Below are 25,093 nucleotides of genomic sequence, written 5' to 3'. Positions count from 1 at the left end.
CCGCTCTAGGCATGACGGAATGAAGAAGGGGCGGTCCATCGGACCGCCCCTTTCTATATGTCTGAAAGGCTGAGGAAGTTGTCTGCACCAGCCCGAAAAATCAACGCATGGCTGCCGCGATATTCCCGCCATCGACGGTAGTCACGTCGGCCGTCGTGCGTTCGGCTAGTGCATGGTGCACGAAGGCACGGGCGACATCTTCAGCCGTCACTTCAAGGCCAAGCAGATTGCCGCCCATATAGTCCTTGACGGAGAGGCCGCGAGCCGCAGCCCGATTGGCAATCATCTCATCGTTCAGCAGGCCGGAACGGATGCGATCGGCATTAACCGCATTGACGCGGATGTTGTCGGCACCGTGTTCCAGCGCGTACTGGCGTGACAGGAAGAGCGTTGCCGCTTTCGGCAGGCCGTAGGCACCGAATTTTGCGCCCGGATTGACCGCCTGCTTGGAGGCATTGAACAGCAGTACGCCGCCGGTTTTCTGTGCCTTCATGATGCGCACGGCATTTTGTGCGACAGTCTGATGAGCGAAGAAATTGAGCTCGAAACTCTTGCGCAGCAGCGTGTCGTCCATCGTGGCGATAGGGCTTTCCCAGGCCGCGCCGGCATTTGACACCACAATATCGACGCCGCCAAATGTTGCGACTGCCTTATCAAAGGCGGCTCGCACAGATGCGGGATCGGTGATGTCGCAGGCAATGCCGATGGAACTGTTTCCGGCAGCCTTCGCAACCGCCGAAGCCTTCTCGCCATCGAGATCGAGCGCAACGACATGAGCGCCCTCGGCTGCAAAGGCCTTGACGACGGCAGCACCGATGGCTCCCGCACCGCCAGTGACGACAGCGACCTGCCCAGTGAACGGTTTCGGCTTGGCGCCCGCGAGCTTTGCCTGTTCGAGCGACCAATATTCGAGATCGAAGAGATCGGGACGGCTGACCGGCTCAAAGCGACCAACGGATTCTGCATCGCGTGCTGCTTCGATCCACATCTCGCCGACATCGACGGCGATGGTCGCATCCTTGAAGGTGCGACCGTGGCCAAACATGCCAAGGCCGGGCACCAGCGTCAGGCGCGGCATGGGATCGAGCATGGTGCGCTTGACATCGTCGCGCGCATCGTTGCTACGGAAATATTCGGTGTAATTGGCGACGAAGGTTGCGACGTGCTGGTCGATGACGGCACGGTAGCCGGCGAGATCATCCGTGGCCGGTGCGGGCAACACCATAGGGCCGGTCTTGATGCGGATTGAAAGATCGGGTGTGGAGACACCGCGCGCCGCCATGTCCGCGACCTCGCGGGCATTGACGAAATCGAGAATAGCCGGAGTTGTGCGGAAAACGCTGACCATCCGGTCGTAGCGACCTTCTCCCTTGTCGACGGCAACTGCGCCGCGCAGCATGGAGGCGATATCGCCGGGCCTTGCCAGCGAAGCAGGGAGGGTGGCGGGCGTGAACGGATTGCGACCGTGGTTCTTGACGTGATCCTCCGCGACCGTGACATAGTGGATCATCCGGTCATAGGCTTCCTTCGCAGTGTCGCCAAAGGTGAAGATGCCGTGCTTGTCGAGGATCAGGCCCTCAACCGTCGGGTCCTGTTCGAACACTTCGGCGGCCGCCTTGGCGAGCGCGAAGCCGGGCATGATATAGGGCACAAAGCCCATTTTCTTGCCGAAGAGTTCTGTGCTCATCTTCTGGCTCTCGGCCTGATCTGCAATGGCGAGAATAGCCGTCGAATGCGTGTGGTCGATGAACTTGTGCGGGAGGAAGGCATGCAGTAGCGCTTCTACCGAAGGGTTCGGAGCGGCGGGTTCGATGAGATTGGCGCGCAGCAGCGTCACCATATCCTCGTCCGAAAGCCTGTCGAGTTTGCGGCTCTTGAGAAGGGCGTCGATTTTCACAGCGGGCAGGCCTGCCGGTTCGATAGTTCCCATGTCCCAGCCGCTGCCTTTGACGCAGAGCACCGCATGCGTGTCGCCGACGAGGTCTGTTACCTCGGTTTTTACCGACGTGTTGCCGCCGCCATGTAGCACCAGTCGTGGCTCGCCACCCAGAAGCCGCGTCGTATAGGTACGCAGCGCCAAATCGCGGTTGACGCCTTTCGCGGCGTATTCGGCGATGACCTTTTCCGCTTCGTCATCGCGCCAGAGATTTTCCATGGTAGTCAGCCTCCCGATAAACCGGCCCGACCGGCATCGGCGGACCCAAACTTTTCTGGCTCAAGCCTTGCTTGAACCGCCTTTGCCGAGCCCATCCTCGCTCCAGCGATCCAAAATCCGACGCGCCATGGAGGTGGTAATGACGAGATGGGAAGCAAAGTCGCCCTTCAACGCCGCCACCAGGGGCTCGAACTTGTTGTCTTCCTGCACGACAAGCATGCGTTTCTTGATGGCGCGAATGGAGGCGAGGTCGGCGGAAATGCAGCGCCTGTTGTGATTGCAATCCAGCCATTGGCCATCGCGATCTATGAGCTGACCGGCAATGACCCCGGCAGCGCCCTTTTCGCCCATGGCATGCATGTCGGCAGCCGAAAGCGCGCCGCATTTAACGAGATGGCTGTCATCCTCAATACCGCCGACGGAATAAAGCGCCAGATTGCAGTCCGGGATTGTAGCGAGCTGTTCTTTGATGACAGGTTCACCGCGCAATTCGTCAGCGAGGCGCTCGGAAGAGAGAACGAGCGGCGCGTAGAAGTTGATGCCTTCGGCATTGAGGCGGCGAGCGATTTCCGTAGTGCATTGGTCCGGCCTATAGGAATAGGGCGCACCGAGATTGCCGCAGAGCTGAACAACGGTAACGCTGCTCAGATCTGCGAAAGGCATTACGTCGGCAATGTGATAGACGGTGCGGCCCCAGGCAACGCCGACGCGGTCGCCCTTGTTGAGGAGTTCAAGGAAAACAGAAGCTGCGACGACAGGCATTTCAGCAGCTGGATCCATCGCTTGTCGGTCTTCCGGCACCAGCCAGACAGTGTTCAGGCCTGTCGCGTCTTCCAGTTCACGCGCCAGCACATCGTCTGAAAACAGTTCTGAGGAGGTCGAGATCGTGACGATCCCCATCTCGCGGGCCTTGCGCAGATACATCGCAATCGAAGCGCGGGAGATTTCAAGCCGCTGCGCTACCTCGTCTTGGCGCAGGCCGTGCGTATAATATAGCCAGGCGGCCTTATGGATGATCTGGTCAATCGGTCGGACGGGCATTGGGGTTCTTTCCTCGGTGTTCTGACATTAGTCATCGATACTGACAAAAGTCAATGCTTCAGCGCTGGCGAACGACGTGACATAATTAAAAGAGAATTTAGCCTGACGAACCGAGTGAACATCACGGGAGTCTCGGAAGGGCATTTATAGAGTTTTCGAAGTCCATGCGAACTTGGTTTTTTACGTTCAGTGACTTTCAGTTCCGCTTATTGCGGAGCGAATCTTTAAAACAATCGAGGCTTTTGGCATTCCGTCTGCCTGACCATTTGACGTCGCCCCCTGATTAGATTTGATTGAAGATGGCCTTAGAAACTCGCCCGATCCTCTGTTCGTTGTATCTTCCCCCCGCCAGATGTTCGGGGGTGTATTGCTGGAATGTTCCGATCGCAACGTCCTTTTTTGGTGATCGTAGCACGTTCATCAAACGCTACCTGATCGAATTGGCCGAGCCGTTTGAAGCAGTAATGAAGCCTTCGATGACACCAGTTTTAAACCATTTGCGCAGGTTATGGCGGCATCGTCAGCTGTTCCAATCACCCGCGCGAAAGTGCATAGCTCGTGCCGTGCTGTCCGTGTGTGCCGGGCAAAAGTCCACTTATCTCCGATAAGTGGATCGTTTTGGTTGCCGGTTGATATAGCTTGGCGGAAAGTCTGGCTTTGGGTAATCATAGTTGAGGGGTTGCCAAGCCCTGGAAACCTAATATCTGCCGAGACGGAGTGAACATGGCCATAGACGATATTTCATCTCTCCCGGTTTCGCAGTCCGTTGTCGGAAAACTGACGAGAGCAGCGATCTTTCTGGTCGTGACTATGAATGACGGTCATGAAGCAGAAAAGACTGTGCGTGGTCTGTGCGCTGATCTTTCGAGCCTGGTGCGAGGTGTCGGTTTCCGGCGATTGAATGGGCAACTCTCCTGCGTCACCGGTTTTGGAGCGCGGGCCTGGGACCGTCTCTTCGGTTCACCGAGGCCGAAGGAGTTGCATGTATTCCGTGAGATACGCGGCGTTCATACCGCCGTATCGACACCCGGTGATATTCTATTCCATGTCCGGGCAGACAGCATGGACCAGTGCTTTGAGTTGGCAAGTCATATCATGTCGCGGCTTGTAGGTTGTGTTTCCGTTGCCGATGAGGTGCACGGCTTTAAGTTTTTCGACGACCGCGATCTCTTGGGTTTCGTCGACGGTACCGAAAATCCAGTCGATCAGGCCGCTCTTGCAGCAACTCTCATTGGAAACGAGGATCCTGAATTTTCCGGCTGCAGCTACGTGATCGTCCAGAAATATCTTCATGACCTCAATAGCTGGAACAGAGTCCCGATCGAGGAACAGGAAAACATAATAGGTCGGCACAAGCTGTCTGATATTGAGCAACGCGATGAGCAAAAGAAGCCTTATGCTCACAATGTACTTACGAACATTGAAGAGAACGGAGAACAGCTTCAGATCGTGCGTGACAACATGCCTTTTGGCGCAGTAGGCAAAGGAGAATTCGGCACTTATTTTATCGGCTTCGCCCGTTCGCCGTCTCGTATCGAGAAAATGCTGGAGAATATGTTTATCGGCAATCCACCCGGCACTTACGATCATATTCTCGATTTCAGTCGTGCGGTAACAGGCTCACTGTTCTTCATTCCTACTGTGACTTTCCTTGATGCTGTTAGCCCCGACACAACCTCGGCGACACTTGCACTCACACCTGATTGATCTCCAGTTTGGCTCCGTCGGGCCGGCTGATAGCCGCAATAGGTTGGCAGGCCAGAAAACCTGTGCTGGTGGCGGGTGGTGTTGCCGCGCGCTTCGATATTCTAAAGAACATCTTCTCGGGGCAAGATTTGCTACTTCGTGAAAGCGTCCGCTTTTACCAGCGGGTGCACTGTCGACGTGATCGCAAATGAGGTTGATCCGGACGGACGCAGCTTATTGGTATGTCATCGGGTAGGCGTGGATTGCTGTAAAACTGGTACGACTGCATCGGCTTCCTGAGCTGGTTGTAGACAATCTATCGCCCCCATTGAGAGCGAGTGGTGAACGATGTACTTGATCCAGCAACCAAACAAAAAACGCGGCGCTGATCTCCAAAGTCATTCAGGCATGAAAATCCGTAACAGGTGACTTGTGCAGGAGTCACCTGTCTGGATGGGTCTCTGGTGCAGATACTGGCAACGGCTCGTCTCAAGCCCGGCCGAGACGTTTACGCAATTCCTCATTCTCGGCGCGCAGTTTTGCAGCAAGTTCCTTGCGTAGTTTGAGGTTCTCCGCTTCAAGTGCAACCAAACTCGAAAGATCATCGCTGGACAAGCCCGTAGATGACACGGGTCTGTGCTTTGCAGCAGCGTTTTTCCAGTTGTAGTAGGTTTGTTCGCTCACTTCAGCCTGCTGCAAAGCAACCTTGAGAGTGGATTTTCCACCCTTTGTTGCTTTCTCGATAGAAGCGAGAATGGAGGCACGCTGAGCCGGCGTGTACTTGTTGCGCTTGCGCTCCAACGGCGGTAGTGTAGCGGGCTCAGCCTTTGAAGCAGCTTTGACCGCTTTAGCGGCCTTGATAGCAACTTTGGTTGCAGCTGGAGAAGAGGCGGTTCCAGTTCGTTTTGATTTTGGTGCGGCTTTTTTCCGCGGAGCGCGCGTCTTTGGTTGGTTGCCGACAGGTTCAGCATCATCAGTTTTCGTTACAGTCGGATTTGTGTCTGTAATCGTTTCATTAGCCACGTGGATTTTCTCCTGGTTTGCTAGTCGGAATTGGCTCGATCGTAGAATATATAGATCAATGCTTAATGTGGAAATAAGATCAAGCATTTCGTGGAGCGAATATTTTCGTAATCATGCCTTGGTCAAGCAATGGATTCGGAAAAAACAATCTGTAGGTAGTGATAAAAACTCCGCGAGCCAGCAGTTGACATAGTTCCTTGGATAGTTGTCACGGATGGCAACTCTGGTGTGCCATTTCATCGTCGCATATAAGAACAGGCGTATTGGGTTCTGTTGCAAACTTTTCGTCAATGGATGAACTGATAGGATACGGGCTTTTAATCAGCTGAGTGTTTTAGATGTTCAAAGGCCGCCATTTTGATAAATCAGTCATTCTCCTGTGTGTTCGGTGGTACCTGGCTTACAATTTGAGCCTGCGCAATCTCAAGGAGATGATGTCGGAGCGTGGCATTGGTCTCGATCATTCAACGGTCCATCGCTGGGTCATCCGCTTCAGCCCAAAACTGCTTGAACGGTTCAATCGAAAGAAGCGTCAGGTCACACGCAAATGGAATCTTGATGAGACTTACATCAAGGTCAAAGGCGAGTGGCTGTACTTATATCGTGCCATCGATAGCAATGGCGATACGGTTGAGTTCTATTTCAGCAAACATCGTGATCTGACTGCTGCTAAACGCTTTCTGCGTAAAGCTCTGGCCCGCCACGGTAGGCCGGAACGCATCACCATCGATGGAAGCGAGACCAACAGAATAGCTATAATGCAATGTGATGCTGAGAGCCGACTCAGACAGACTGGCAAACCTATTATCATTCGCTCCAGCAAATATATGAACAACACGATTGAGCAGGATCATCGTCGGATCAAACGACGCACACGCTGCATTCTTGGGTTCAAGTCAGAAACCGCTGCCGGCATCACACTCGCTGGTATCGAACTCATTCACATGATGCGTAAGCAGCAAGGCGTCTTTGAATATCAAAAAGCACTCTCTATCAAACAACAGTTCGAAGCACTCGCAGCATAATTACGTCCAGAGTTAAGCCGTGCTCAATTCAAATCAGATCTTTGCAACACAACCCTTCGGAGCTCGGTAAATTTGTTGTCCAGTACATCGAGCCTTTGCAAACGCCTAATACCGTATAACGTTGTTTACATCACAGAGACAAATAGACCTTTTATCTACTAATTTGTGGAAACCTTACCCGTGTTCACGTCGAGATAGACTCGCTTTGCGCCTCCGTTGCAATAAGTAAAATAGATGCCGACACCTCTGCTTTTTTGTGTCGAGCGCATCCAGCCACCCTCATCAATAAAGTCTTGCAGCGTGCATTGGCCTGAGACCATTAATTCTTCAGCTGCCGCGAGGAAACGGTCCCTGTGTTCTTCGTATCTGTCGGAATCTTTCAACGCTTGTTCAATGGCTGAACTTCCAGCTTCGGGTTTCGGTGGCCTATCCTTGGATAAGCCATCCAGTTTGACCCACTCGGCGAACTTGCCGCCAACGATCCCATTGGTTTTGTCACAAACCGCTCGTCCTGAATCCACATACTGGGATTTGCCGCCTGAACACGAGGCATCATAAAAATGGGTTACGCGGCCCCATCCATTTTTCGTTTCCAGGACTTTCGCCGATTCACGGAAGAGCAGCTTTCCGACCGTTCCACACTTAACGCTAGGACAGGTTTTGCGCTCGACAGCTTCGACTTTTACCCAGAACTGGTCCTCAGCTTGCGCTGATCCGGAAACGAGCGTTGCGGCCGACATCGCAATGGCGAAACTGATCGTTTTCATGTCGCGCTATCTTAAAACTTGAATTCTGGTGTCGATGCAGCCGCATCAGCTTCCATGTCAACGCAGCCCTTCAGGATAACGTATGAGCCATCACTGTACCGAGCAACTTCCTCACAGTGATTTCGTGTCTTTGAGGAGAGAGCCGCCCATTTTGGTTTCAGCTCATTGTAAGAGCTCTGCTCCATCTCGATGCATCCTTTGTAAACGACCGATGAGCCGCCGCTGTAGTCCGAGACGCCTTTGCAATAAGTTGCGGGGTCATAGCGGGGTAAGGACTGCGCGAGTGCAGATGTCGCGGTAGCCGCGAGCAGCATAATTCCGATTGCGGTAGTAAATTTCATGATTCCAACTCCAAGCCCTCGTTGGATTTTATCGGCGTGAGTATTTAATTCAACTCACGGAAAGCGAGACCAGAACTGGAAATTCATTGTTTCAGAGTTTCGCTTGAACGGATTACGCAAAAGAGGGCCGTAGCCCTCTTTTGTCTGATATCGAACATAATATCAGAAGCTAACCTTCAACGAAGCATTGAAGCCATTTCGTTGTGCACCAGAGCCAAACTGGCCACTATAAGACACTCCGAGAATAGCATCTTTCGATAGCGCGAAATCCAGCCCGGCTTCAATGATTGCCGCGTCCTTGGCTATCGGCGCGCCCGCCACAGTGAAAGCGTTCGAGCCGACAAAGCTGGCCGTTGAAACGGGGTTCACGTCACCCGATGCATGCCTCCAGCCGATATCGGCGCGGGCTGTTGTCGGGATGGTTCCAAGATCGAAGCCAGTCGATGCCCGAACGCCGAGAGTGCTGAACGTGGTGCTCATCGTATCGGAATTCATGGACAACGCCGCTGCGGTCTGGCCATCTTCATCAAACCCGTCAGTTCCCAAACGGACATAAGACAGATTGGCGTAGGGTTCGATCACTGCCTTGGGCAGACGGATCTTGTATCCGAGCTCACCAAATATCTGGAACGTTCCTGCGTCGTAGTCCGCATTCAAGTTATCGCCGAAAGCGGGGAAGGCGACAGATCGGTTCATTTCTATCTGATGCCAAGTGTAAGCGAGACCCGAGCTGAAGGCCAATGCGTTGCCGTTAGACAACTGCCATTCGGTGCCCGTGTAAGCGCCGAGGGTGTAGTTATCGCTGCTGCCAGAAGATGCTCGGCTGTCTACGTTAAACGAGGTATGGCTATAGCCAGCAAGAAGGCCGAGACGCCAGTTTTCATAAACAAGCCTATCGATACCCGTGACGAAACCACCGACCGACGATTTCATGCGGCCAGTGTTGCTGGTCGAATCCTGTTCGCTCCAGGCTCCATAAGCGTATCCCCATCCCGTATAGAGATCTTCAGTATCCGTTTGTGGCGTCACGACATCGAAAGCCTGAGACTGCTTGGCTTCCGACACATAGTTCATCGTTGCCACTGGGGCTGTCGGCGTGGAGCCGTTTGCCTGCTGAAGTCGATTAGTTATAGCGCTGTTGATGAACTGCGACTGATTGATCAGCGCACCTTTCGCAGCCGCATATGCTTCACCAGACAGATTGTCATAAGCAGCACGGGCTTCGTCGGCCGAAAGCATCAGGAGCCTGTTGTAAAGCGCCAGTGAACTTCCGGTCTGTGAGAGAGAATCCAGTGCCTGAGCGGTTGCGAACTGGTTGTTCGTGTTTGCAACTGTCGTGAACAATGGGCTTGGCTCCGGCTTTTCGCCGGGTTCGGGCTTGTTTGGTTCCGGCTCCGTAGTTTTCGGCGTCAATGCAACGTTAAAGGCATTCAAACTCTGTTCTGGATCGAGTGTGAAGGTCAGAAACGCTGAGTTCGAAGTCACATCAGCAAATTGACCACTGACTAAACTGCCTGCTGACAGAATATTGTATTTTTGGCCTGCCTGGTAGCTGACCTCGGGGTCGAGCGCCGTGATAACGAGATGCGAACCGACAATGTTCGCACGACCGGTGACATTCACGAGGTCGGCACTGCCATCGCCTGCCAGCTCGGTCATGAGAAAGGAGCCAGCTTGCAGTGTCAGGTCACCATTGATCGTCAACGTTCCAATCGAGTTGCCAGGAGACAGAATGCCACCGGATTGGATGCTTACAAGAGAGCCAGCGCCAGAGCCAAGCGTACCATAACCGCCAAGAGTTGCGCCGTCAGAAACGGTTACATCGCCCCCGAGCTTACCGTTTCCGAGTGCGTCTCCAACAATCAGCTTACCGCGCTTAACCGTAGTAAGCCCATCATAATTGGAACTGTCACCCGTCAGCGTGAGCGTATTGGTTCCTTCTTTGATGATTTCACCGTTGCCAGCATAGATACCTTTCCAGGAAACGGCATTCGAGCGGTCATAAATCAAGGTGCCCAGGTTGATAATTGTTCCAGTGAAATTGGTGCCGCCAATATGTCCAGTCGTGCCGCCGCTACCCAGCTGAAGTGTGCTGTCAGGTCCAATAAGGACGTCGCCTCTTGAACTACTGGTGGTGGTAAGAGTGAGCTTTCCGCTGCCGACGTGGGCGAAAAGACCATTGCCAGTAATTTCTCCATTGTAGAGGACGTCATCTGAGCGATTGAAAACAACCGCGCCATAATTGGTTATGCTGCCAGCGACTGATCCTTCAGTACCGCCATTTCCTAACTCCAGGACCGCACCAGCCATGATGCCTGTCCCGCCTGTATAGCTATTGGTACCAGTGAAAACTTGTTGTCCACTACCGATATTTACGCCGCCAACGCCGGAGATCACACCGCTAAACGTTCCAGCGGCGTTATTGATTTGCAGGTAATTGCTGCCAAGCGCGACATTTCCATGGCCTGAAAGGTTGTTAATCTGTGCGGAACTGGCATTGGAAACGTCGAACGTTCCATCAACTTGAACGCCGCTTGATTGGTTCACGCGCCCTTGACCAGATAAAGCTAACGTCGCGCCGTCGGCAATCGTGGTTGCTCCAGTATAATCATTCATGCCCTCCAAGGTCAGCGTACCATTGCGGAATTGCTACTATCCTTGACTGTCAGGCCACCGCTTCCTGATATTGCCCTTCTGATCGTGCTCTCGTTCCCTGCCATGTCGATGGTGCCACCACCTGCCGACAGATTGATTGCCCGCGACGTCGACAAATCAAAGGCTGAGCCAAATTTGAGTTCGCCGCCATCGAAGGTTAGTCCTCCATTGACGTCACCGAGATTGCTATCAGAGGAAACAGAAAGCGTACCCTGGTTGAGAACCGTGCCGCCTGCATAAGTGTTGTTTCCTGAAAGCGTAAGCGTGCCCACACCGTTCTTAATAAGCCGCGCCGCCGAACCACCGCCTGAATTCGCCTGAATTCTGCCCGTCAAAGATATCTGATGTCCGGCCGTGTCTACCGCGAGATCGGCATCGGTGTTCAGACTGAAATTGTTGGCTAATGTTACGTCTTTGTTGGCAGAGAGAGTGCCTGTAGCAAAAGTTGTCGTAATTCGCGCTGTTGAAAGGGCATTATTATCGCCTGCTACGATAGTGCCGTTGCTAAGAAGGATGGACCCTGAGCCGCCGCCAAATGTGTTGGCATTGTTAAGGACGAGTGTCCCTCGCACTGAGATTCCCGTGCCAACGCCGCTGATCTGACCATCAATTACAAGTGTTCCAGAGCCTGTTTTATCGATGAGGCTGGATCCGCCATTAATATTTCCGGTAACCAGCCCCGTGCCTAACGTAGAGAACGTCAACATATTATTATTTGTAACGATATTCCCAGTTAGCGTTGCATTGCCGCCGCTGTTTATTTGAACCGTCCCCGATGTTAACAAATCAAAATCATCCGAGACGGTTTGTTCACCGGAGATAACAAGCGTACCACCTGAAAATACACTCTGAGCTAGCGCTGATGAAATGAATGTTGTCGAAGACAACAAGAGTATGGACGCCGCGATAACGCAGCGCGAAGTATTTCGCGATACTGACATGTTTCCTACCCCAAGACGCCTTCCGACCGCAGCGTCTGTGTCCCCAAGTTTGATCTTCGCATTCGAATGGACGAGACGAAGATATTGCCCATTTTCATATTCTCTAATTTATGAAGTACTATTAAGAGGAAATCCACGAAAAACAGCGGGTTGTGTGCAAAAAACCCCCATAAATTGCGAGAGACGTTACCTGACTATACTTGCGAAGCTTACACAAAAAGCCGCCCAACCATCATGGTTGGGCGGCAAGTGAAGGACCCAGGAGCAACCCAAAGTGTTGATTTTCGCTGAGAACTGACCCGGTGGGGGTGCGGATAAAAACGGTTGTGTTGCAAAGATCTGATTTGAATTGAGCACGGCTTAACTCTGGACGTAATTATGCTGCGAGTGCTTCGAACTGTTGTTTGATAGAGAGTGCTTTTTGATATTCAAAGACGCCTTGCTGCTTACGCATCATGTGAATGAATTCGATACCAGCGAGTGTGATGCCGGCAGCGGTTTCTGACTTGAACCCAAGAATGCAGCGTGTGCGTCGTTTGATCCGACGATGATCCTGCTCAATCGTGTTGTTCATATATTTGCTGGAGCGAATGATAATAGGTTTGCCAGTCTGTCTGAGTCGGCTCTCAGCATCACATTGCATTATAGCTATTCTGTTGGTCTCGCTTCCATCGATGGTGATGCGTTCCGGCCTACCGTGGCGGGCCAGAGCTTTACGCAGAAAGCGTTTAGCAGCAGTCAGATCACGATGTTTGCTGAAATAGAACTCAACCGTATCGCCATTGCTATCGATGGCACGATATAAGTGCAGCCACTCGCCTTTGACCTTGATGTAAGTCTCATCAAGATTCCATTTGCGTGTGACCTGACGCTTCTTTCGATTGAACCGTTCAAGCAGTTTTGGGCTGAAGCGGATGACCCAGCGATGGACCGTTGAATGATCGAGACCAATGCCACGCTCCGACATCATCTCCTTGAGATTGCGCAGGCTCAAATTGTAAGCCAGGTACCACCGAACACACAGGAGAATGACTGATTTATCAAAATGGCGGCCTTTGAACATCTAAAACACTCAGCTGATTAAAAGCCCGTATCCTATCAGTTCATCCATTGACGAAAAGTTTGCAACAGAACCGACACCTGTTACCTCTGTCGCATCCCGACGAAGTTGTCGACCTCATTGAAGAGGCCGCCGTCGCGGCAAAGTAGTAGGTATCGTTACAGGTCTTTGATTCTTCTGGGCGAGGCGAAACGTGCTTTAAATCGAGGTGATAACCAAGACTCTTGACTGGTTATCAATGTTGTCATCCATTTGAATAACTGAACGGTAGAGTTCAAAACCCGTGAAACGCCATATCGAGCGCGGATACGATCTCGTCATGTGAAGCAGAAAGGTTTGTGACTGGGTTCTTTAATACGGACACCGGAATTGCCGACATAAACTGTGTAACCAACACATGCTCCTCTCCTTCAATCTCGAAGCTCGGATTGAGCCGCTTCGCCGGGATCGGGGCAAGCGCTTTAATAATTAGAGGAATGACAATACGTGTTTTCAGCTCTTCCAGTAGGTCAGCCTGTACGTCGAGTACATAGCCGCCACCCGGATTGGAGTAAACGTCATATCTCGCCATTAGAATTGACGATAACGTCCAAGAGGTAAGCCATTTGCTTCGACGTAAGCATTAGAACTTTGCATCGCTGGACGATTTTCTTCTTTCCAAAGTGCTGACTTGGCAGCAGCTAGCGCCTGCGCAATTCCACTCTCGGCGGCACGCGAAATATTTATCTTATGTCGGCGCGCTTCAGAAAGAAGCTCATTATCGATTGAAAGATTGGTTGCGCGCTTGAATGTCCGGGCAGATTCCAGTTGTGGCATAAGATATGCTCCTTTGGTCGATAAATATATGCGCATATTTATGTGCATTCAATCGGAATCTGTATGTAACTCGTAGGCAGATGATGGCTCCGGACCAGTCGCATTTATGTGCATGGTCACTGTCTCACGTTGTATCGCCCGCGTCACGATGAAGACGTGGGGTTGCTCGATATAGGAACAACTGACGCGATCTGGTCGGGCGCGAGATACGCGAAGCTCTGACTGGCAATCAAAACCACAAATGACCGCTTCGAGTCTTCATTCCGGACATTGGATTGCTTGTCGTGCGCGCAAAAAGCGGACCGACTGCCGACACATCAGTAAGATATGTGACGGTTGGGAAGCTTACAGGCATCTGTATGAGCGAGAAGTGGCGGGAGCGCACCCGCAAGTGCCTTGACATACTTCGAACTCCATTATTTATACAGTGTATAAATAATGGAGTTCGAAATGGTCACTGGACATGTATTCATCGCCACGAGCCTCGATGGTTTTATTGCTCGTGAAGACGGGGATATCGATTGGCTACTGGAGCATGATCAAGTCGGGGAGGATCATGGGTACAATGACTTCATCAGGGATATCGACGTCATTGTGATGGGACGGGGCACCTACGAGGCGGTCCGAAGCATGGGCGAGTGGTTCTATACCCGACCGGTACTGGTCCTATCGGAACAGCTTGCACCACAGGAGGTGCCATACGAGCTCAGCGGTAAGGTTCGCTTTTCGGACAAATCTCCCGGAAGCGCAATGGCGATGCTTGCCTCCGAGGGCGCTCGACGCGCTTATGTGGATGGAGGGCGCGTCATTCGATCTTTCCTCGAACTTGACATGATCAGTGACATGGTGATCACGAGAGTGCCGATCTTGCTCGGTGCCGGACGCCCCCTTTTTGGTGGGGGGCATCGCGATGTGGCCCTTGCACACAAAGGCACAAGGTCCTTCCCTTCTGGATTGGTCCAGTCTCATTACGAAGTCATGAAATGATGGCAAGGGGGCGAGGGAGGCCAGCAGCGAACGGAAAGCCCGTTTCGCCGGAGAGTATTCTTTCGGAGGCTTTGAGCATACTCGATACCGACGGTCTCGACGGCTTGACCATGCGCGCATTGGCAACACGTGTGGGCATCAATCCCATGACAATCTATCACCATTTCAAGGATCAGGACGGACTTATCAAAGCGCTTGCGGAGCTTGTGTATGCTGACGTCGCGGCGTCTGAAACAGGCGAAGCTCTTGCGCGCGTCCACAGTCTTCTCACAGCATACTACTCTAAGGTTGTTCTCTATCCAGCCTTGACCTTGGCCATATTTGCGCGGCCAGCGATTTTTCCCGATCATGCCGTGAGGATTACCAATGAGTTGACCCGCTTGTTGAGCGAGCGCAGCAACGCCGTTCGTTGGACGCACATACTGATCGACTACACGCATGGTGCCGCTCTCGCCGTGGCGAGCCAGAGCGGGCGCGGAAGGCGCCAGCACTCAAATGAAATAGTGCTCAACGATTATGAGATGGGACTTACAGAACTGCTAGGGGCATTTGGAGAGTTTATTGATCGTCATAACGCTTAGATCGAGCGTAGCCCTTGAGTTACCCGATGCAAACCGCCTTGCGAACGTTATCGATCGCGCGGAAGCGAGAGTGCAAAGCTACGCTTACCTTTCTTACTCCTAAATGTTTATGATAGATGGCGTATTCTCCATTTGAATCGGAACGCCAAGAGAGAATTCTGACGCCGAATCTTTCCTTGGGCGTTCCCCTGATTGGGGAGAAGGCCAAAGGTTCCGTGCTTCAGGGCCGCGCCAAGCCCTTTAGAATACAATTGGCTCTTGGGCTGGGCGCATAGCAACCTGTCCTTCACTTTGCCTGATTGACGGTTATAGCGATCATGTGGAGGACATCGTCAGCGCTGCACCCGCGTGAGAGGTCATTAGCGGGTTTGGCGAGGCCCTGAAGCACGGGGCCTATGGCCTGCGCCCCACCAATACGTTGGGCAATCTTGTAGCCGATATTGGCGGCTTCGAGATTGGGGAACACAAAGACGTTGGCATTGCCCTTGAGCGGTGAATCCGGCGATTTGGCATGGCTGATTGCCTCGACGAATGCCGTGTCGAACTGTAATTCTCCATCGATGCACAGATCAGGCTTACGCTCCCGCACCGTCCGGGTTGCCTGAACGACCTTTGACACACGCTCATGCGCAGCGCTGCCGCCGGTGGAGAAGGACAACATGGCAACGGCCGCATCTTTTTCCGTGAGCTGGCGGTATGAATCTGCCGACTGGATGGCGATGTCGGCAAGTTGTGCGGAATCCGGTTCCACCATGAGGCCGCAATCGGCAAAGACGAAAGCGCCTTTCTTCTGATGATGAGACTGGCACAGCAGCATCAGGAAGAAGCTTGAGACGAGCGATGCGCCGTCGGCCTTACCAATGATCTGCAGGGCATGGCGCACCACATCGGCTGTCGTTGCGACTGCGCCAGCCACCGTCCCATCCGCATCGCCTTCGCGTACCATCATGGCGGCGAAGCCGAGTGGCGTCTTCACCATCGCCTCGGCCTGTTCTTCCGTCATGCCCTTGGCCTGACGCAGCCGATAGAGTTTTTGCGCATAATCCGCGCTTTTGCCCGATACTACTGGATTTATGATCGCGATCTTTGAGCCGTCAATCTGCCTGCTGATGACGCTTTCGGAGCCCAGAAGCGTGATGCGGGCAATGGCTTCGCGTTCGGCACGGAGCGCCGCATCGATGATGCGCGGATCTTCGCCCTCGGCCAGCACGATGTGACGTGGCCTCGAACGAGCTTTCTCAAAAATCTTTTCCAACGGCAGCATGGCGCATTCTCTTCAAAAGGCCGGGAGTTGCGCTCCCGGCCTGATCACTGACGGACTGGTTCAGACGGGCATTTGCTGGCGCATGTCGGCCTTGTCGATGCCGGCCACGACAACGGGTTTCTTCATCGCATCGCGGCGGAATGGTTCGCCCAGTTCCTGATTGAGCACGACTTCGATGAAGGTAGTCACCCCCTTGGCCTGCTCGTCGATTGCCGTCTGCAAGGCTTCGGTCAGCGCCTGCTGGCTATCGACGGTCACGCCTTTCAGGCCGCAGCCATCCGCCACCTTGGCGTAGCTCAGGTTCGGATTGAGTTCGGTGCCGACGAAGTTGTTGTCGTACCACAGCGTCGTATTGCGCTTTTCAGCACCCCACTGATAGTTGCGGAAGATGACCATGGTGATCGCAGGCCAGCCCTTGCGACCGATGGAGGTCATCTCGTTCATGGATATGCCGAACGCACCGTCGCCTGCAAAGCCGACCACTGGCGTGTCAGGCTGGCCGATCTTGGCGCCGACGATGGATGGGAAGCCATAACCGCAGGGGCCGAACATGCCCGGCGCCAGATATTTGCGTCCGTGTTCGAAGCTTGGATAGGCGTTCCCGATGGCGCAGTTATTGCCGATGTCGGTGGACATGATGGCGTTCTTCGGCATGCCAGCCTGAATGGCACGCCATGCCTGCCGCGGCGACATGCGGTCCTTCTCGCGCTCGCGCGCACCGGCATTCCAATGCGTGCCCGGATCGTCATCCTCATGATCCATCGAGGAAAGTTGCTGCAACCAGGCGGATTTACGCTGATGGATGAGCTGCTTGCGCTCGTCGCGACCTGCATTGCCCGCATTGGCTCCCATCTGGTCGAGAATCTGCTGCGCAACCTGCTTGGCATCGCCGCAAATGCCGACCGAGATCTTCTTGGTGAGGCCGATACGATCAGGATTGATGTCGACCTGAATGATCTTTGCATCTTTCGGCCAATAATCGATGCCGTAGCCGGGTAGGGTCGAGAACGGATTGAGACGGGTGCCGAGCGCCAGAACCACATCGGCCTTGGAGATCAGCTCCATCGCGGCCTTGGAGCCATTGTAGCCGAGTGGACCTGCGGACAGCGGATGGGTGCCGGGAAAGGCATCATTATGCTGATAGCCGCAGCAGACCGGCGCATCGAGCCTTTCGGCAAGCGCGATGGATTCAGGGATCGCACCGCCGATAACAACACCGGCCCCGTTAAGGATGACCGGGAATTTCGCATTGGTCAGTAGTTTTGCAGCCTCGGCAATGGCATCGCGTCCGCCGCTCGGGCGTTCCAGTCGAACGATCTGTGGCAGGTCGACGTCGATGACCTGGGTCCAGAAATCACGGGGAACGTTGATTTGTGCCGGTGCACAGCCGCGCCATGCCTTCTCGATCACGCGGTTCAGCACTTCGGGAATGCGGGTCGCGTCGCGCACTTCTTCCTGATAGCAGACCATCTCTTCGAACAGGGCCATCTGGTCAACTTCCTGAAAACCGCCCTGACCGATGGTCTTGTTGGCAGCCTGTGGAGAGACAAGCAGCATCGGCGTGTGGTTCCAGTAAGCAGTCTTGATGGCAGTCACGAAGCCGGTTACGCCGGGCCCGTTCTGAGCAATCGCCATGCCCATCTTGCCTGTCACGCGGGTATAACCGTCGCAGATCAGCGCCGCATTCGTCTCATGGGCGCAATCCCAGAAGGTAATGCCCGCCTTCGGAAACAAATCCGATACCGGCATCATCGCGGAGCCGATGATCCCGAATGCATGTTCTATCCCATGCATCTGCAAGACCTTAACAAATGCTTCTTCCGTCGTCATTTTCATGGCAGTGAATTCTCCTAAGCTACTTTTTCGTAGGTCGGCGTAGCGGCGTTTTGTGCCGTTAAAGCGCGTTTCCTGTCTTCCAGGACCATCTGAGCCAGTTTCGCGCCGATCATCATCGCCGGAGCATTTGTGTTACCGGAGACGATTTCCGGCATGATCGAGCAATCCGCGACGCGCAGACCTTCAATGCCGCGAACACGCAACCGGTCGTCGACAACATTGCGTTCGTCGACGCCCATCCGGCAGGTGCCGGTTGGATGGTAGATCGTGGTGGAATTGCGTCGCGCCCAATCCAGCAATTCGTCATCGCCATTCAGATCGGCTGTCGGTCTGAACTCCTGTGCAATGGCAGATTTAAGGGGTTCAGTCCGTGCTATGCGGCGTGCGATGCGAATTCCCTCGACCAATGTCTGCTGGTCGTTTCTGGTTGCTAGATAGTTGGGCTGAATGACTGGATGGTCGAAGGGGTTGCGGGAACGCAAAGTGATTGTTCCACGACTTTCCGGCCGTAACTGGCACACCGACTGGGTGAAGGCAGAGAAAGGATGCACACCTTCGCCGGGGCTGTCGGCTGACCATGGCTGGATGTGAAACTGAATATCCGGCGTGGCGAGCTCTGGCCGCGTCTTGACAAATCCGAAGACGAGGCTGGCGGCCATCGTCATGGGGCCGGTCCGAAACAGCGCATACTCGAGACCAATGGCAGCCTTCTTGATGAGACTGCGAACTTCATCATTGAGCGTCGGTTCGTTACATTTGAAGACCAGCCGGGCCTGCAAATGGTCCTGCAGGTTCTGGCCCACTTCCGGCGCGTCGTATTGAACAGAAATGCCGTGAGCGGCCAGTTGTTCAGCCGGGCCGATGCCGGACAGCATGAGTATCTGGGGCGAGCCGATAGCTCCAGCGCACAGGATGATTTCATTTCTGGCATGGATCGTGTGGCGGGTGCCGTCCGGACGCTGATATTCCACACCTGTCGCGCGACCATTCTGGACGACGACACGCATGATGTGGGCATCGGTTTGGATGGTCAGATTTTGTCTATGACGAATCGGGCGCAAGAATGCGGCTGCGGAAGAGCATCTGCGTCCTTTGTGCATGGTCAGCTGAAAATGCCCCACGCCCTCCTGCGTTGCCCCATTATAGTCGGGGTTGTAATCGTAGCCATTCGCACGGGCGGACTCGATCCACTTTTCGCAGATCGCCCGCTTCAGGCGTGGGGCCGACACCTGCAACTCACCCATGGTTCCACGGTCTGCGGCTGCCGGGCGATGGAACGTTTCGAAACTCTCGAAAATTGGGCCAACATCCTGCCAGGACCAGCCGGAATTGCCGAACTGTGCCCAACGATCATAGTCTTCTTTCTGTCCACGCACGTAAAGCAGACCATTGAGCGAAGATGAGCCGCCGAGCACCTTCCCACGCGGCCAGCTGAGGCTGCGTCCGTTCAATCCCGAATCCGGTTCTGTCTGATAACACCAGTCGTAATTGGGGTCGTGCATCGTGCGAAAATAACCAACCGGAATGTGAATCCACGGATTGCGGTCCTTGCGGCCGGCTTCCAGCAGGTGAACGGTGACCGAAGGATCCGCACTGATCCTGTTGGCGGCGATGCAGCCCGCCGAGCCGGCACCCACTATGATGTAGTCTGCTACTTCATTCATAAAGAACTTCCTCCTAACAGGGTCCGTGTCGCACGACGGGGCCGGATCCCTGTCTTGCTGCCCGCTGGGGTGTGCTGGTTCCGCTAGAGCCGCTTTCGCCTGCGCTCGATTGCAACAGCGGATGCCAACGACACCGCAGCTGCAAACACCACGTAGACGCATACCCAAAAAGGATCGTTGTTATTGATGGACATCAGGTAAGTGGCGATCATAGGTGTCAGACCGGAAGCGATGATGCCCGAGAACTGATAGACGAAGGATATCCCAGTATATCTGACAGTCGGATCAAACAGGTCTGCAAACAGGGCAGCTTCCGGTCCGTAGCACATGGGATAGATAATGCCGAACGGCAGTACGATGCCCAGAACGATCAGCACGGGAACGCCTGTCGACATGAGCCAGAACGCCGGGAAGACGCTCAAACCCAGCAGGAGAGATCCCCATGCATAGGTAACAGGTCGTCCGACCCGGTCGGACAGGCGTCCAAACAGGGGAATGAATACGATCATGACCACGGCGGCGGCGCAGACTGTCCATAATGCTGCCGTCCGATCGAGTCCGGCAAAACGGGTCAGGTACAGGATCGAGAAAACGGCAAAGATGTTGAAGAAGACGCCGTCAATGTAACGGGCACCCATGCCGAGAATGACGTTACCCGGATAGCGCTTGATCATGGTGGTGAAAGGCAGACCTGGATCCCGACCGCGAGACGCAGCCTTGGCTTTTTGAAACTCGGGGCTTTCCTGAATGTTGGACCTGATCCATGTCCCCAGAAAGACAAGAACGATTGATCCAATAAAGGCAGCACGCCAGCCCCATATCATGAACTGTTCGTCGGGCAGAAGTGACAGGAGCGCCATGACACCTGACGACAGGAATAGGCCCAGAGACAGGCCGATCTGCGGCAGGGAAGCGTAGAAGCCACGCTTGTCCTTGGGCGCATATTCATAAGCCATCAGCACCGCACCGCCCCATTCACCTCCAATGCCAATGCCTTGGAGGATGCGAAGGAACAAAAGCGTCACGGGTGCCATCAGGCCGATAGTTTGATAGCCGGGCAAAAGACCGATGGCGACGGTAGCTCCGCCCATCATCAGCAAGCTGATGATCAACATCGCCTTGCGCCCTATCCGGTCGCCGAAATGTCCGAAAACGAGGCCGCCCATAGGTCGGGCGACAAAGCCTACCGCAAAAGTCGCATAGGCCAGCATAATGGAGACAGTTTCGTTATCCGATGGAAAGTAGAGGTGGTTGAAGACGATGCCCGCCACCACACCATAAAGAAAAAAGTCATACCACTCGATGGTGGAGCCGATCAGACTGGCAAAGACGACTTTCCTAACATCATTCGCCTGGCTGCCGCTCCTCACAGCGTCCACTGTTGTATCCGACATGACGCCCTCCTGCGTTTTGACGGTTATGGCCCGATCCACACTCCTCCTGTGGATCGCAGTGTCGTTACCCTTGTTTCAAAATGCACGAGAGTCAATAATTTTTTGAGACAGTTTGTCTCGAAAAATATCAACTTATTGAATTCACCGGGTATAAATTCGCTTGGTTACGTCTCCGGGCTGGGTTAAACCACTAGGAAACCTCAGTGTGACGTAGTGTTTTCATGAAGAATGAACCCAATAATCTGATTGCCAGCCCAAGTATAAGGAACCTGCAGATTCTTGAGTTGCTGGGGCGTCAGAGACGCGCAATGACCCCTGCTGAAATCATTGAAGAACTCAAACTGCCCAAACCGACAGTTCACCGTCTGCTCGCCTATCTGGAGGAGCAGGGCTTTCTCACCAAGAACATTGATGGGAAGAGCTATCTGCCCGGTGCACGCTTCCGCGAAATGGCAATCGGTGCGATGCACGCTTCACTGAGTAGTCTTCCGAGCAGAAATGTTCTGATCTGGCTCAATCAGCAGATCGGCGAAACCTGCAACCTCGCGGTTCCGGACAATGATGCGATGATTTATGTCGATCGCGTGGAAACACAGTGGCCGTTGCGTATAGCGCTTCATATTGGTTCGCGTGTGCCGCTCCATGCCACTGCGTCAGGGAAAGTCACACTCAGCTTGCTTCCGGAAGAGGAGTTCGAACGCTATCTCCTCACCGGAGACAAGCAGTCCTTCACCAAAAAAACCATTGTCGATACAACGATGCTTCGCGTGGAAATCGAGCGTGCAAGGGTGCGTGGGTTTGCAACGGATCAGGAAGAGCTCGTTGACGGCATGATTGCTGTTGCAGTGCCTGTCATGGATGCGCGGCACAATTTTTGCGCCACCTTGTCGTTCCACGCACCGACCCAGCGGCTATCTCTGGAACAGGGGCTTGCCCATCTTGATGACTTGCGACTAGCAGCAGAAAAGCTCGGCAAGTTTATCTGAATACCGCCCAAATGCTAACCTGTCATCATTGACAGAACGTTTGCAACACGTCCATGCTTCACGCATTAGAGCAGTAAGGTCCGCTTGGAACGCAAGCAATTGAGAGTACTGCTGGTTCGCTGCCGCATCCTCTAACACTAAACGCGTCTGGCGTGGCCCGGCAAGCACGGCGCACGATTGCCAGCAGGGAAAGCCGAACCAAATGGCTGCATTTTTTTGACTTCTGCGTACCGGGTCAGGAATGCCCAACAGGGATCTGGTTCAACAGTGCGAACAAAATGGCCGAGAGGATTGCGGCAGCAGGAACCGTTACCACCCAGGCGGCTGCAATCGTGAGCGCGTGAGAGCGGCGAACCAGCTTTCGACGGCGGCGCTCCTCAACCGGAATGGAATCCAATGGCAGGGCTTGGCGCGCTTTCTTCAATCGTCGTTCCGTGTCCCATTCGCGGAAGAACCCAACGCCAAAGATCGCGCCTATGGCTATATGGGTCGAACTGACCGGTAATCCCAACCAGCTGGCCAGAATGACAGTGATTGCGGCTGACAATGACACGCAATAAGCCCGCATCGGGTTCAGCTTGGTGATCTGGTTGCCAACCATTCGAATGAGCTTGGGGCCAAACAGGCACAAGCCTAAAGAAATGCCACATGCACCGATCAGCATAACCCAGAGCGGAATCACGACGCCGTGGTTCAACGCCTCGGTTTGCGATGTCTGGACAATTGCCGCGAGCGGTCCCACAGCATTCGCCACGTCATTTGCGCCATGGGCAAAACTCAGCAAAGCCGCCGACACAACCAGAGGAATGCTGAACAGGATCTTGAGTGACTTGTTGCGGTTTTCGAGCCCATATGACTGGCGGTGAATGACCGGGATCAAGATCAACCAGCTTCCAACACCAACAGCCAATCCAAAGATCAGAGCTACCTCAGTCGACACATCGATCAACTGTTTCAGCCCTTTCATGATCAGATATGTCGCAAAGGTTCCCGCCATGAGGCCAACAAGGATCGGGACCCACAAACGAGCAGCAGCAATCTTATCCACGCGATAGATAATACGGGATTTGATCAACCAGAGAAAACCAGCAGCTATGATCGCACCCAGCACAGGCGAAATAACCCAGCTTGCCGCAATAGCCGCCATTTGAGACCAGTTCACTGCTCCGAACCCAGCTGCGACAATGCCGGCGCCCACGACACCGCCGACAACCGCATGCGTGGTTGAAACAGGAGCGCCGATCCATGTCGCAAGGTTGACCCAAAGCGCCGAGGCGAGCAACGCTGCCATCATTGCCCAGATGAACATGATCGGTGTTGCAAGTGTGTCTGGCGCAATTATGCCGGTAGCGACCGTCGATACAACATCGGCTCCTGCGATGAGTGCGCCAGCACTTTCAAACACCGCGGCAATCGCAATCGCACCACCCATGCTCAGCGCATTGGCACCGACGGCCGGTCCCATATTGTTAGCCACGTCGTTGGCGCCGATGTTCAAAGCCATGTAGGCGCCAAAAACGGTCGCGGCCACAACAATAAGCATCTGAGTGGTCTGGTCCAGCAACATGGCAGCGACGAGCCCGGCCAGCATGATGAATACAAGAGCAATGCCTGGAGCCACGAGCGGACGTGAGACGTAACTCGTTGCTGTTTCCAGCTGAACGAAGCGGCTCAAGTCCCGGTCCAGTGTCTCCAGATGCCGAGCTTCGAGATCTTCGTGTGCCATGATTTACTCTTGATTTCTAACGCAGCGCACCCGGCCAAAGCGGACGCTTGGGAATGATCCAGTTCAGGAACTTGACCGGTGTTTAAATGCGGCCGTTTTGAAAAGTCAATGGTTTGAGGTTGAGACGATCAATATGGAGCGCTGTTCTGCTGGCTTTGAGGGAACCTTAATCTGATGCACGATCCGACAACGGAATAAAGCTCTGTGTCAATTAAGTCGGCTTATTTGCTGAGATAACGCCCCGGTGCAAGGAAATTTTTTGACAGCTATTGATACTGGTTCGGACATAATGAGCTGGTGACAGTTCTGCGCTTGTGTCACGTGAATTTTCTAGCCGAGATTATTGCAGAGGCGGTGTGGCTGTATTTCCGGTTTCCGTTGAGCATTCGCATGGTCGAAGTTATGCTGGCTTCCAGCGGGACCTTTGTCACTCACAAGACAGCGCACGAATGCGCTGAAAAGTTCAGACGAGACTATGCCAATACCATCCGTTGCCGTACACCGCGCCTTGGTGAGTCCAGAAATACCAAGATACCAGGGCCGCCAATACTCATTTCAGGAGTTGCTATAACGCTTGTCATTCGATGTCGACGCACATCAGAGCGTGGAGTTTCACCTAGATTGCCCTCCATCCAGTCATTCATGACTACCATAGATTCAGCTGCGAATCTGGACCGGCAATCAAACATCTCGGTCCGCGTGGGTAGCTGGCTGAAGAGAATAATACGACGCCAGGACTCCAACCTACGATATTTCCATGGCGGCCACTGCTACAGCAAGTAGACGTCAAAAAGCCATCCGACGGTGATCTTCGCACGGACGGCGCTGATAAAACTCAATCTGTACTGACAAGTGGCTGGCACATGCAAACTGGAAAGCAAGGTTTCGTTGTTCTATTTGTCGGCGTTAACGCTCGCGATCAAAGGGGCCATAAATATAGCTCTCGCAGAGCGATATCACCTGCAACGCAACTTCAACTTCATCCCATCCGGAAGCAACAGCTTTACTCATAAGATTCCTAACGGATAGATCAAGTGCCTGGGCACATTGTCTGCCATAGTCGGAGTTGCCTGATTTTACCTTCGGTCGTTCGATTGGAAAGGGCATCGGCTGAATTATATCCCACAGTTTAATCGGCAAAAGCG

Annotated in this window: 20 protein-coding genes and 1 pseudogene; 6 read left to right on the top strand and 15 right to left on the bottom strand. The window is 53.7% G+C overall.

Annotated elements, in window-relative coordinates; translation table 11 throughout:
- Positions 1–100 precede the first annotated feature (100 nt).
- Positions 101–2,155, bottom strand: coding sequence for a bifunctional aldolase/short-chain dehydrogenase (locus LJ361_RS10795; RefSeq protein WP_010660462.1), 2,055 nt, complete (start codon positions 2,153–2,155; stop codon positions 101–103).
- A 60-nt stretch (positions 2,156–2,215) separates the two neighbouring features.
- Complete coding sequence (locus tag LJ361_RS10790; protein ID WP_029928557.1) at positions 2,216–3,196, bottom strand: sugar-binding transcriptional regulator; 981 nt, start codon at positions 3,194–3,196, stop codon at positions 2,216–2,218.
- Between the two features lie 723 nt (positions 3,197–3,919).
- Between LJ361_RS10790 and LJ361_RS10785 the strand changes: the two genes are divergently transcribed.
- A complete protein-coding gene (locus LJ361_RS10785) occupies positions 3,920–4,903 on the top strand; it encodes a Dyp-type peroxidase (protein ID WP_010660460.1) in 984 nt (327 codons plus the stop codon).
- Positions 4,904–5,371: 468 nt separating this feature from the next.
- On the opposite strand, the gene LJ361_RS10780 is transcribed toward LJ361_RS10785, so the two are convergent.
- Positions 5,372–5,905, bottom strand: a complete 534-nt coding sequence (locus tag LJ361_RS10780) for a transposase (protein WP_029928555.1) — start codon at positions 5,903–5,905, stop codon at positions 5,372–5,374.
- A 338-nt stretch (positions 5,906–6,243) separates the two neighbouring features.
- Here LJ361_RS10780 and LJ361_RS10775 point away from each other — a divergent pair, with 338 nt between their 5' ends.
- Positions 6,244–6,930, top strand: a complete 687-nt coding sequence (locus LJ361_RS10775; RefSeq protein WP_029928553.1) for an IS6 family transposase — start codon at positions 6,244–6,246, stop codon at positions 6,928–6,930.
- A gap of 158 nt (positions 6,931–7,088) precedes the next feature.
- Here LJ361_RS10775 and LJ361_RS10770 read toward each other — a convergent pair whose 3' ends face one another.
- The 7 genes from LJ361_RS10770 to LJ361_RS10740 all read right to left on the bottom strand — a co-directional run bounded on the left by LJ361_RS10770 (position 7,089) and on the right by LJ361_RS10740 (position 13,510).
- Positions 7,089–7,697, bottom strand: a complete 609-nt coding sequence (locus tag LJ361_RS10770) for a hypothetical protein (protein WP_010660458.1) — start codon at positions 7,695–7,697, stop codon at positions 7,089–7,091.
- 11 nt (positions 7,698–7,708) lie between these two features.
- Positions 7,709–8,038, bottom strand: a complete 330-nt coding sequence (locus tag LJ361_RS10765; protein WP_010660457.1) for a hypothetical protein — start codon at positions 8,036–8,038, stop codon at positions 7,709–7,711.
- A gap of 162 nt (positions 8,039–8,200) precedes the next feature.
- Positions 8,201–10,654: an autotransporter domain-containing protein gene (locus LJ361_RS10760; RefSeq protein WP_264813492.1), complete on the bottom strand. Its 2,454-nt coding sequence runs from the start codon at positions 10,652–10,654 to the stop codon at positions 8,201–8,203.
- A gap of 11 nt (positions 10,655–10,665) precedes the next feature.
- The gene (locus LJ361_RS10755) at positions 10,666–11,634 is read right to left on the bottom strand and encodes an autotransporter-associated beta strand repeat-containing protein (RefSeq protein WP_264813491.1); all 969 of its coding nucleotides are present in this window, start codon (positions 11,632–11,634) and stop codon (positions 10,666–10,668) included.
- A gap of 376 nt (positions 11,635–12,010) precedes the next feature.
- A complete protein-coding gene (locus tag LJ361_RS10750; RefSeq protein ID WP_191192558.1) occupies positions 12,011–12,697 on the bottom strand; it encodes an IS6 family transposase in 687 nt (228 codons plus the stop codon).
- Positions 12,698–12,968: 271 nt separating this feature from the next.
- The gene (locus LJ361_RS10745; RefSeq protein ID WP_010660454.1) at positions 12,969–13,265 is read right to left on the bottom strand and encodes a CcdB family protein; all 297 of its coding nucleotides are present in this window, start codon (positions 13,263–13,265) and stop codon (positions 12,969–12,971) included.
- Entirely contained in the window at positions 13,265–13,510 is a 246-nt protein-coding gene (locus LJ361_RS10740; protein ID WP_010660453.1) for a type II toxin-antitoxin system CcdA family antitoxin, read from the bottom strand. The genes LJ361_RS10745 and LJ361_RS10740 overlap by 1 nt, the downstream gene beginning before the upstream one ends.
- A 450-nt stretch (positions 13,511–13,960) precedes the next feature.
- Here LJ361_RS10740 and LJ361_RS10735 point away from each other — a divergent pair, with 450 nt between their 5' ends.
- Positions 13,961–14,497, top strand: coding sequence for a dihydrofolate reductase family protein (locus tag LJ361_RS10735; RefSeq protein ID WP_010660452.1), 537 nt, complete (start codon positions 13,961–13,963; stop codon positions 14,495–14,497).
- A gap of 71 nt (positions 14,498–14,568) precedes the next feature.
- On the top strand, positions 14,569–15,078 hold the full coding sequence (locus LJ361_RS10730; protein ID WP_235691795.1) for a TetR/AcrR family transcriptional regulator: 510 nt from the start codon (positions 14,569–14,571) through the stop codon (positions 15,076–15,078).
- Between the two features lie 286 nt (positions 15,079–15,364).
- Here the strand turns inward: LJ361_RS10730 and pta are convergent, their stop codons facing one another.
- The 4 genes from pta to LJ361_RS10710 all read right to left on the bottom strand — a co-directional run bounded on the left by pta (position 15,365) and on the right by LJ361_RS10710 (position 21,236).
- Positions 15,365–16,342, bottom strand: a complete 978-nt coding sequence (gene pta, locus LJ361_RS10725) for a phosphate acetyltransferase (protein ID WP_010660450.1) — start codon at positions 16,340–16,342, stop codon at positions 15,365–15,367.
- Between the two features lie 60 nt (positions 16,343–16,402).
- Positions 16,403–18,178 (bottom strand): sulfoacetaldehyde acetyltransferase, encoded by a 1,776-nt coding sequence (gene xsc, locus LJ361_RS10720; protein ID WP_012092919.1) that lies wholly within the window; start codon positions 18,176–18,178, stop codon positions 16,403–16,405.
- Between the two features lie 14 nt (positions 18,179–18,192).
- On the bottom strand, positions 18,193–19,842 hold the full coding sequence (locus LJ361_RS10715) for a GMC family oxidoreductase (RefSeq protein ID WP_010660447.1): 1,650 nt from the start codon (positions 19,840–19,842) through the stop codon (positions 18,193–18,195).
- Between the two features lie 83 nt (positions 19,843–19,925).
- A complete protein-coding gene (locus tag LJ361_RS10710; RefSeq protein ID WP_051129071.1) occupies positions 19,926–21,236 on the bottom strand; it encodes an MFS transporter in 1,311 nt (436 codons plus the stop codon).
- Between the two features lie 308 nt (positions 21,237–21,544).
- Between LJ361_RS10710 and LJ361_RS10705 the strand changes: the two genes are divergently transcribed.
- Positions 21,545–22,222 carry an IclR family transcriptional regulator gene (locus LJ361_RS10705; protein ID WP_010660445.1) on the top strand — a complete coding sequence of 226 codons (678 nt, stop codon included), beginning with the start codon at positions 21,545–21,547 and terminating at the stop codon, positions 22,220–22,222.
- A gap of 235 nt (positions 22,223–22,457) precedes the next feature.
- On the opposite strand, the gene LJ361_RS10700 is transcribed toward LJ361_RS10705, so the two are convergent.
- Positions 22,458–23,948: an inorganic phosphate transporter gene (locus tag LJ361_RS10700; protein WP_010660444.1), complete on the bottom strand. Its 1,491-nt coding sequence runs from the start codon at positions 23,946–23,948 to the stop codon at positions 22,458–22,460.
- 294 nt (positions 23,949–24,242) lie between these two features.
- On the opposite strand from LJ361_RS10700, the pseudogene LJ361_RS10695 reads away from it, so the two are divergent.
- Positions 24,243–24,464 (top strand): annotated as a pseudogene (locus LJ361_RS10695) (IS6 family transposase); the annotation flags it as partial.
- Positions 24,465–25,093 lie beyond the last annotated feature (629 nt).

Origin of the sequence: Brucella sp. JSBI001 (genome assembly GCF_026014005.1) — a bacterium.
Classification (GTDB): domain Bacteria; phylum Pseudomonadota; class Alphaproteobacteria; order Rhizobiales; family Rhizobiaceae; genus Brucella; species Brucella anthropi.
Note: the sequence above shows the minus strand (reverse complement) of the source record. Positions and strands in the feature narration are given on the sequence as shown.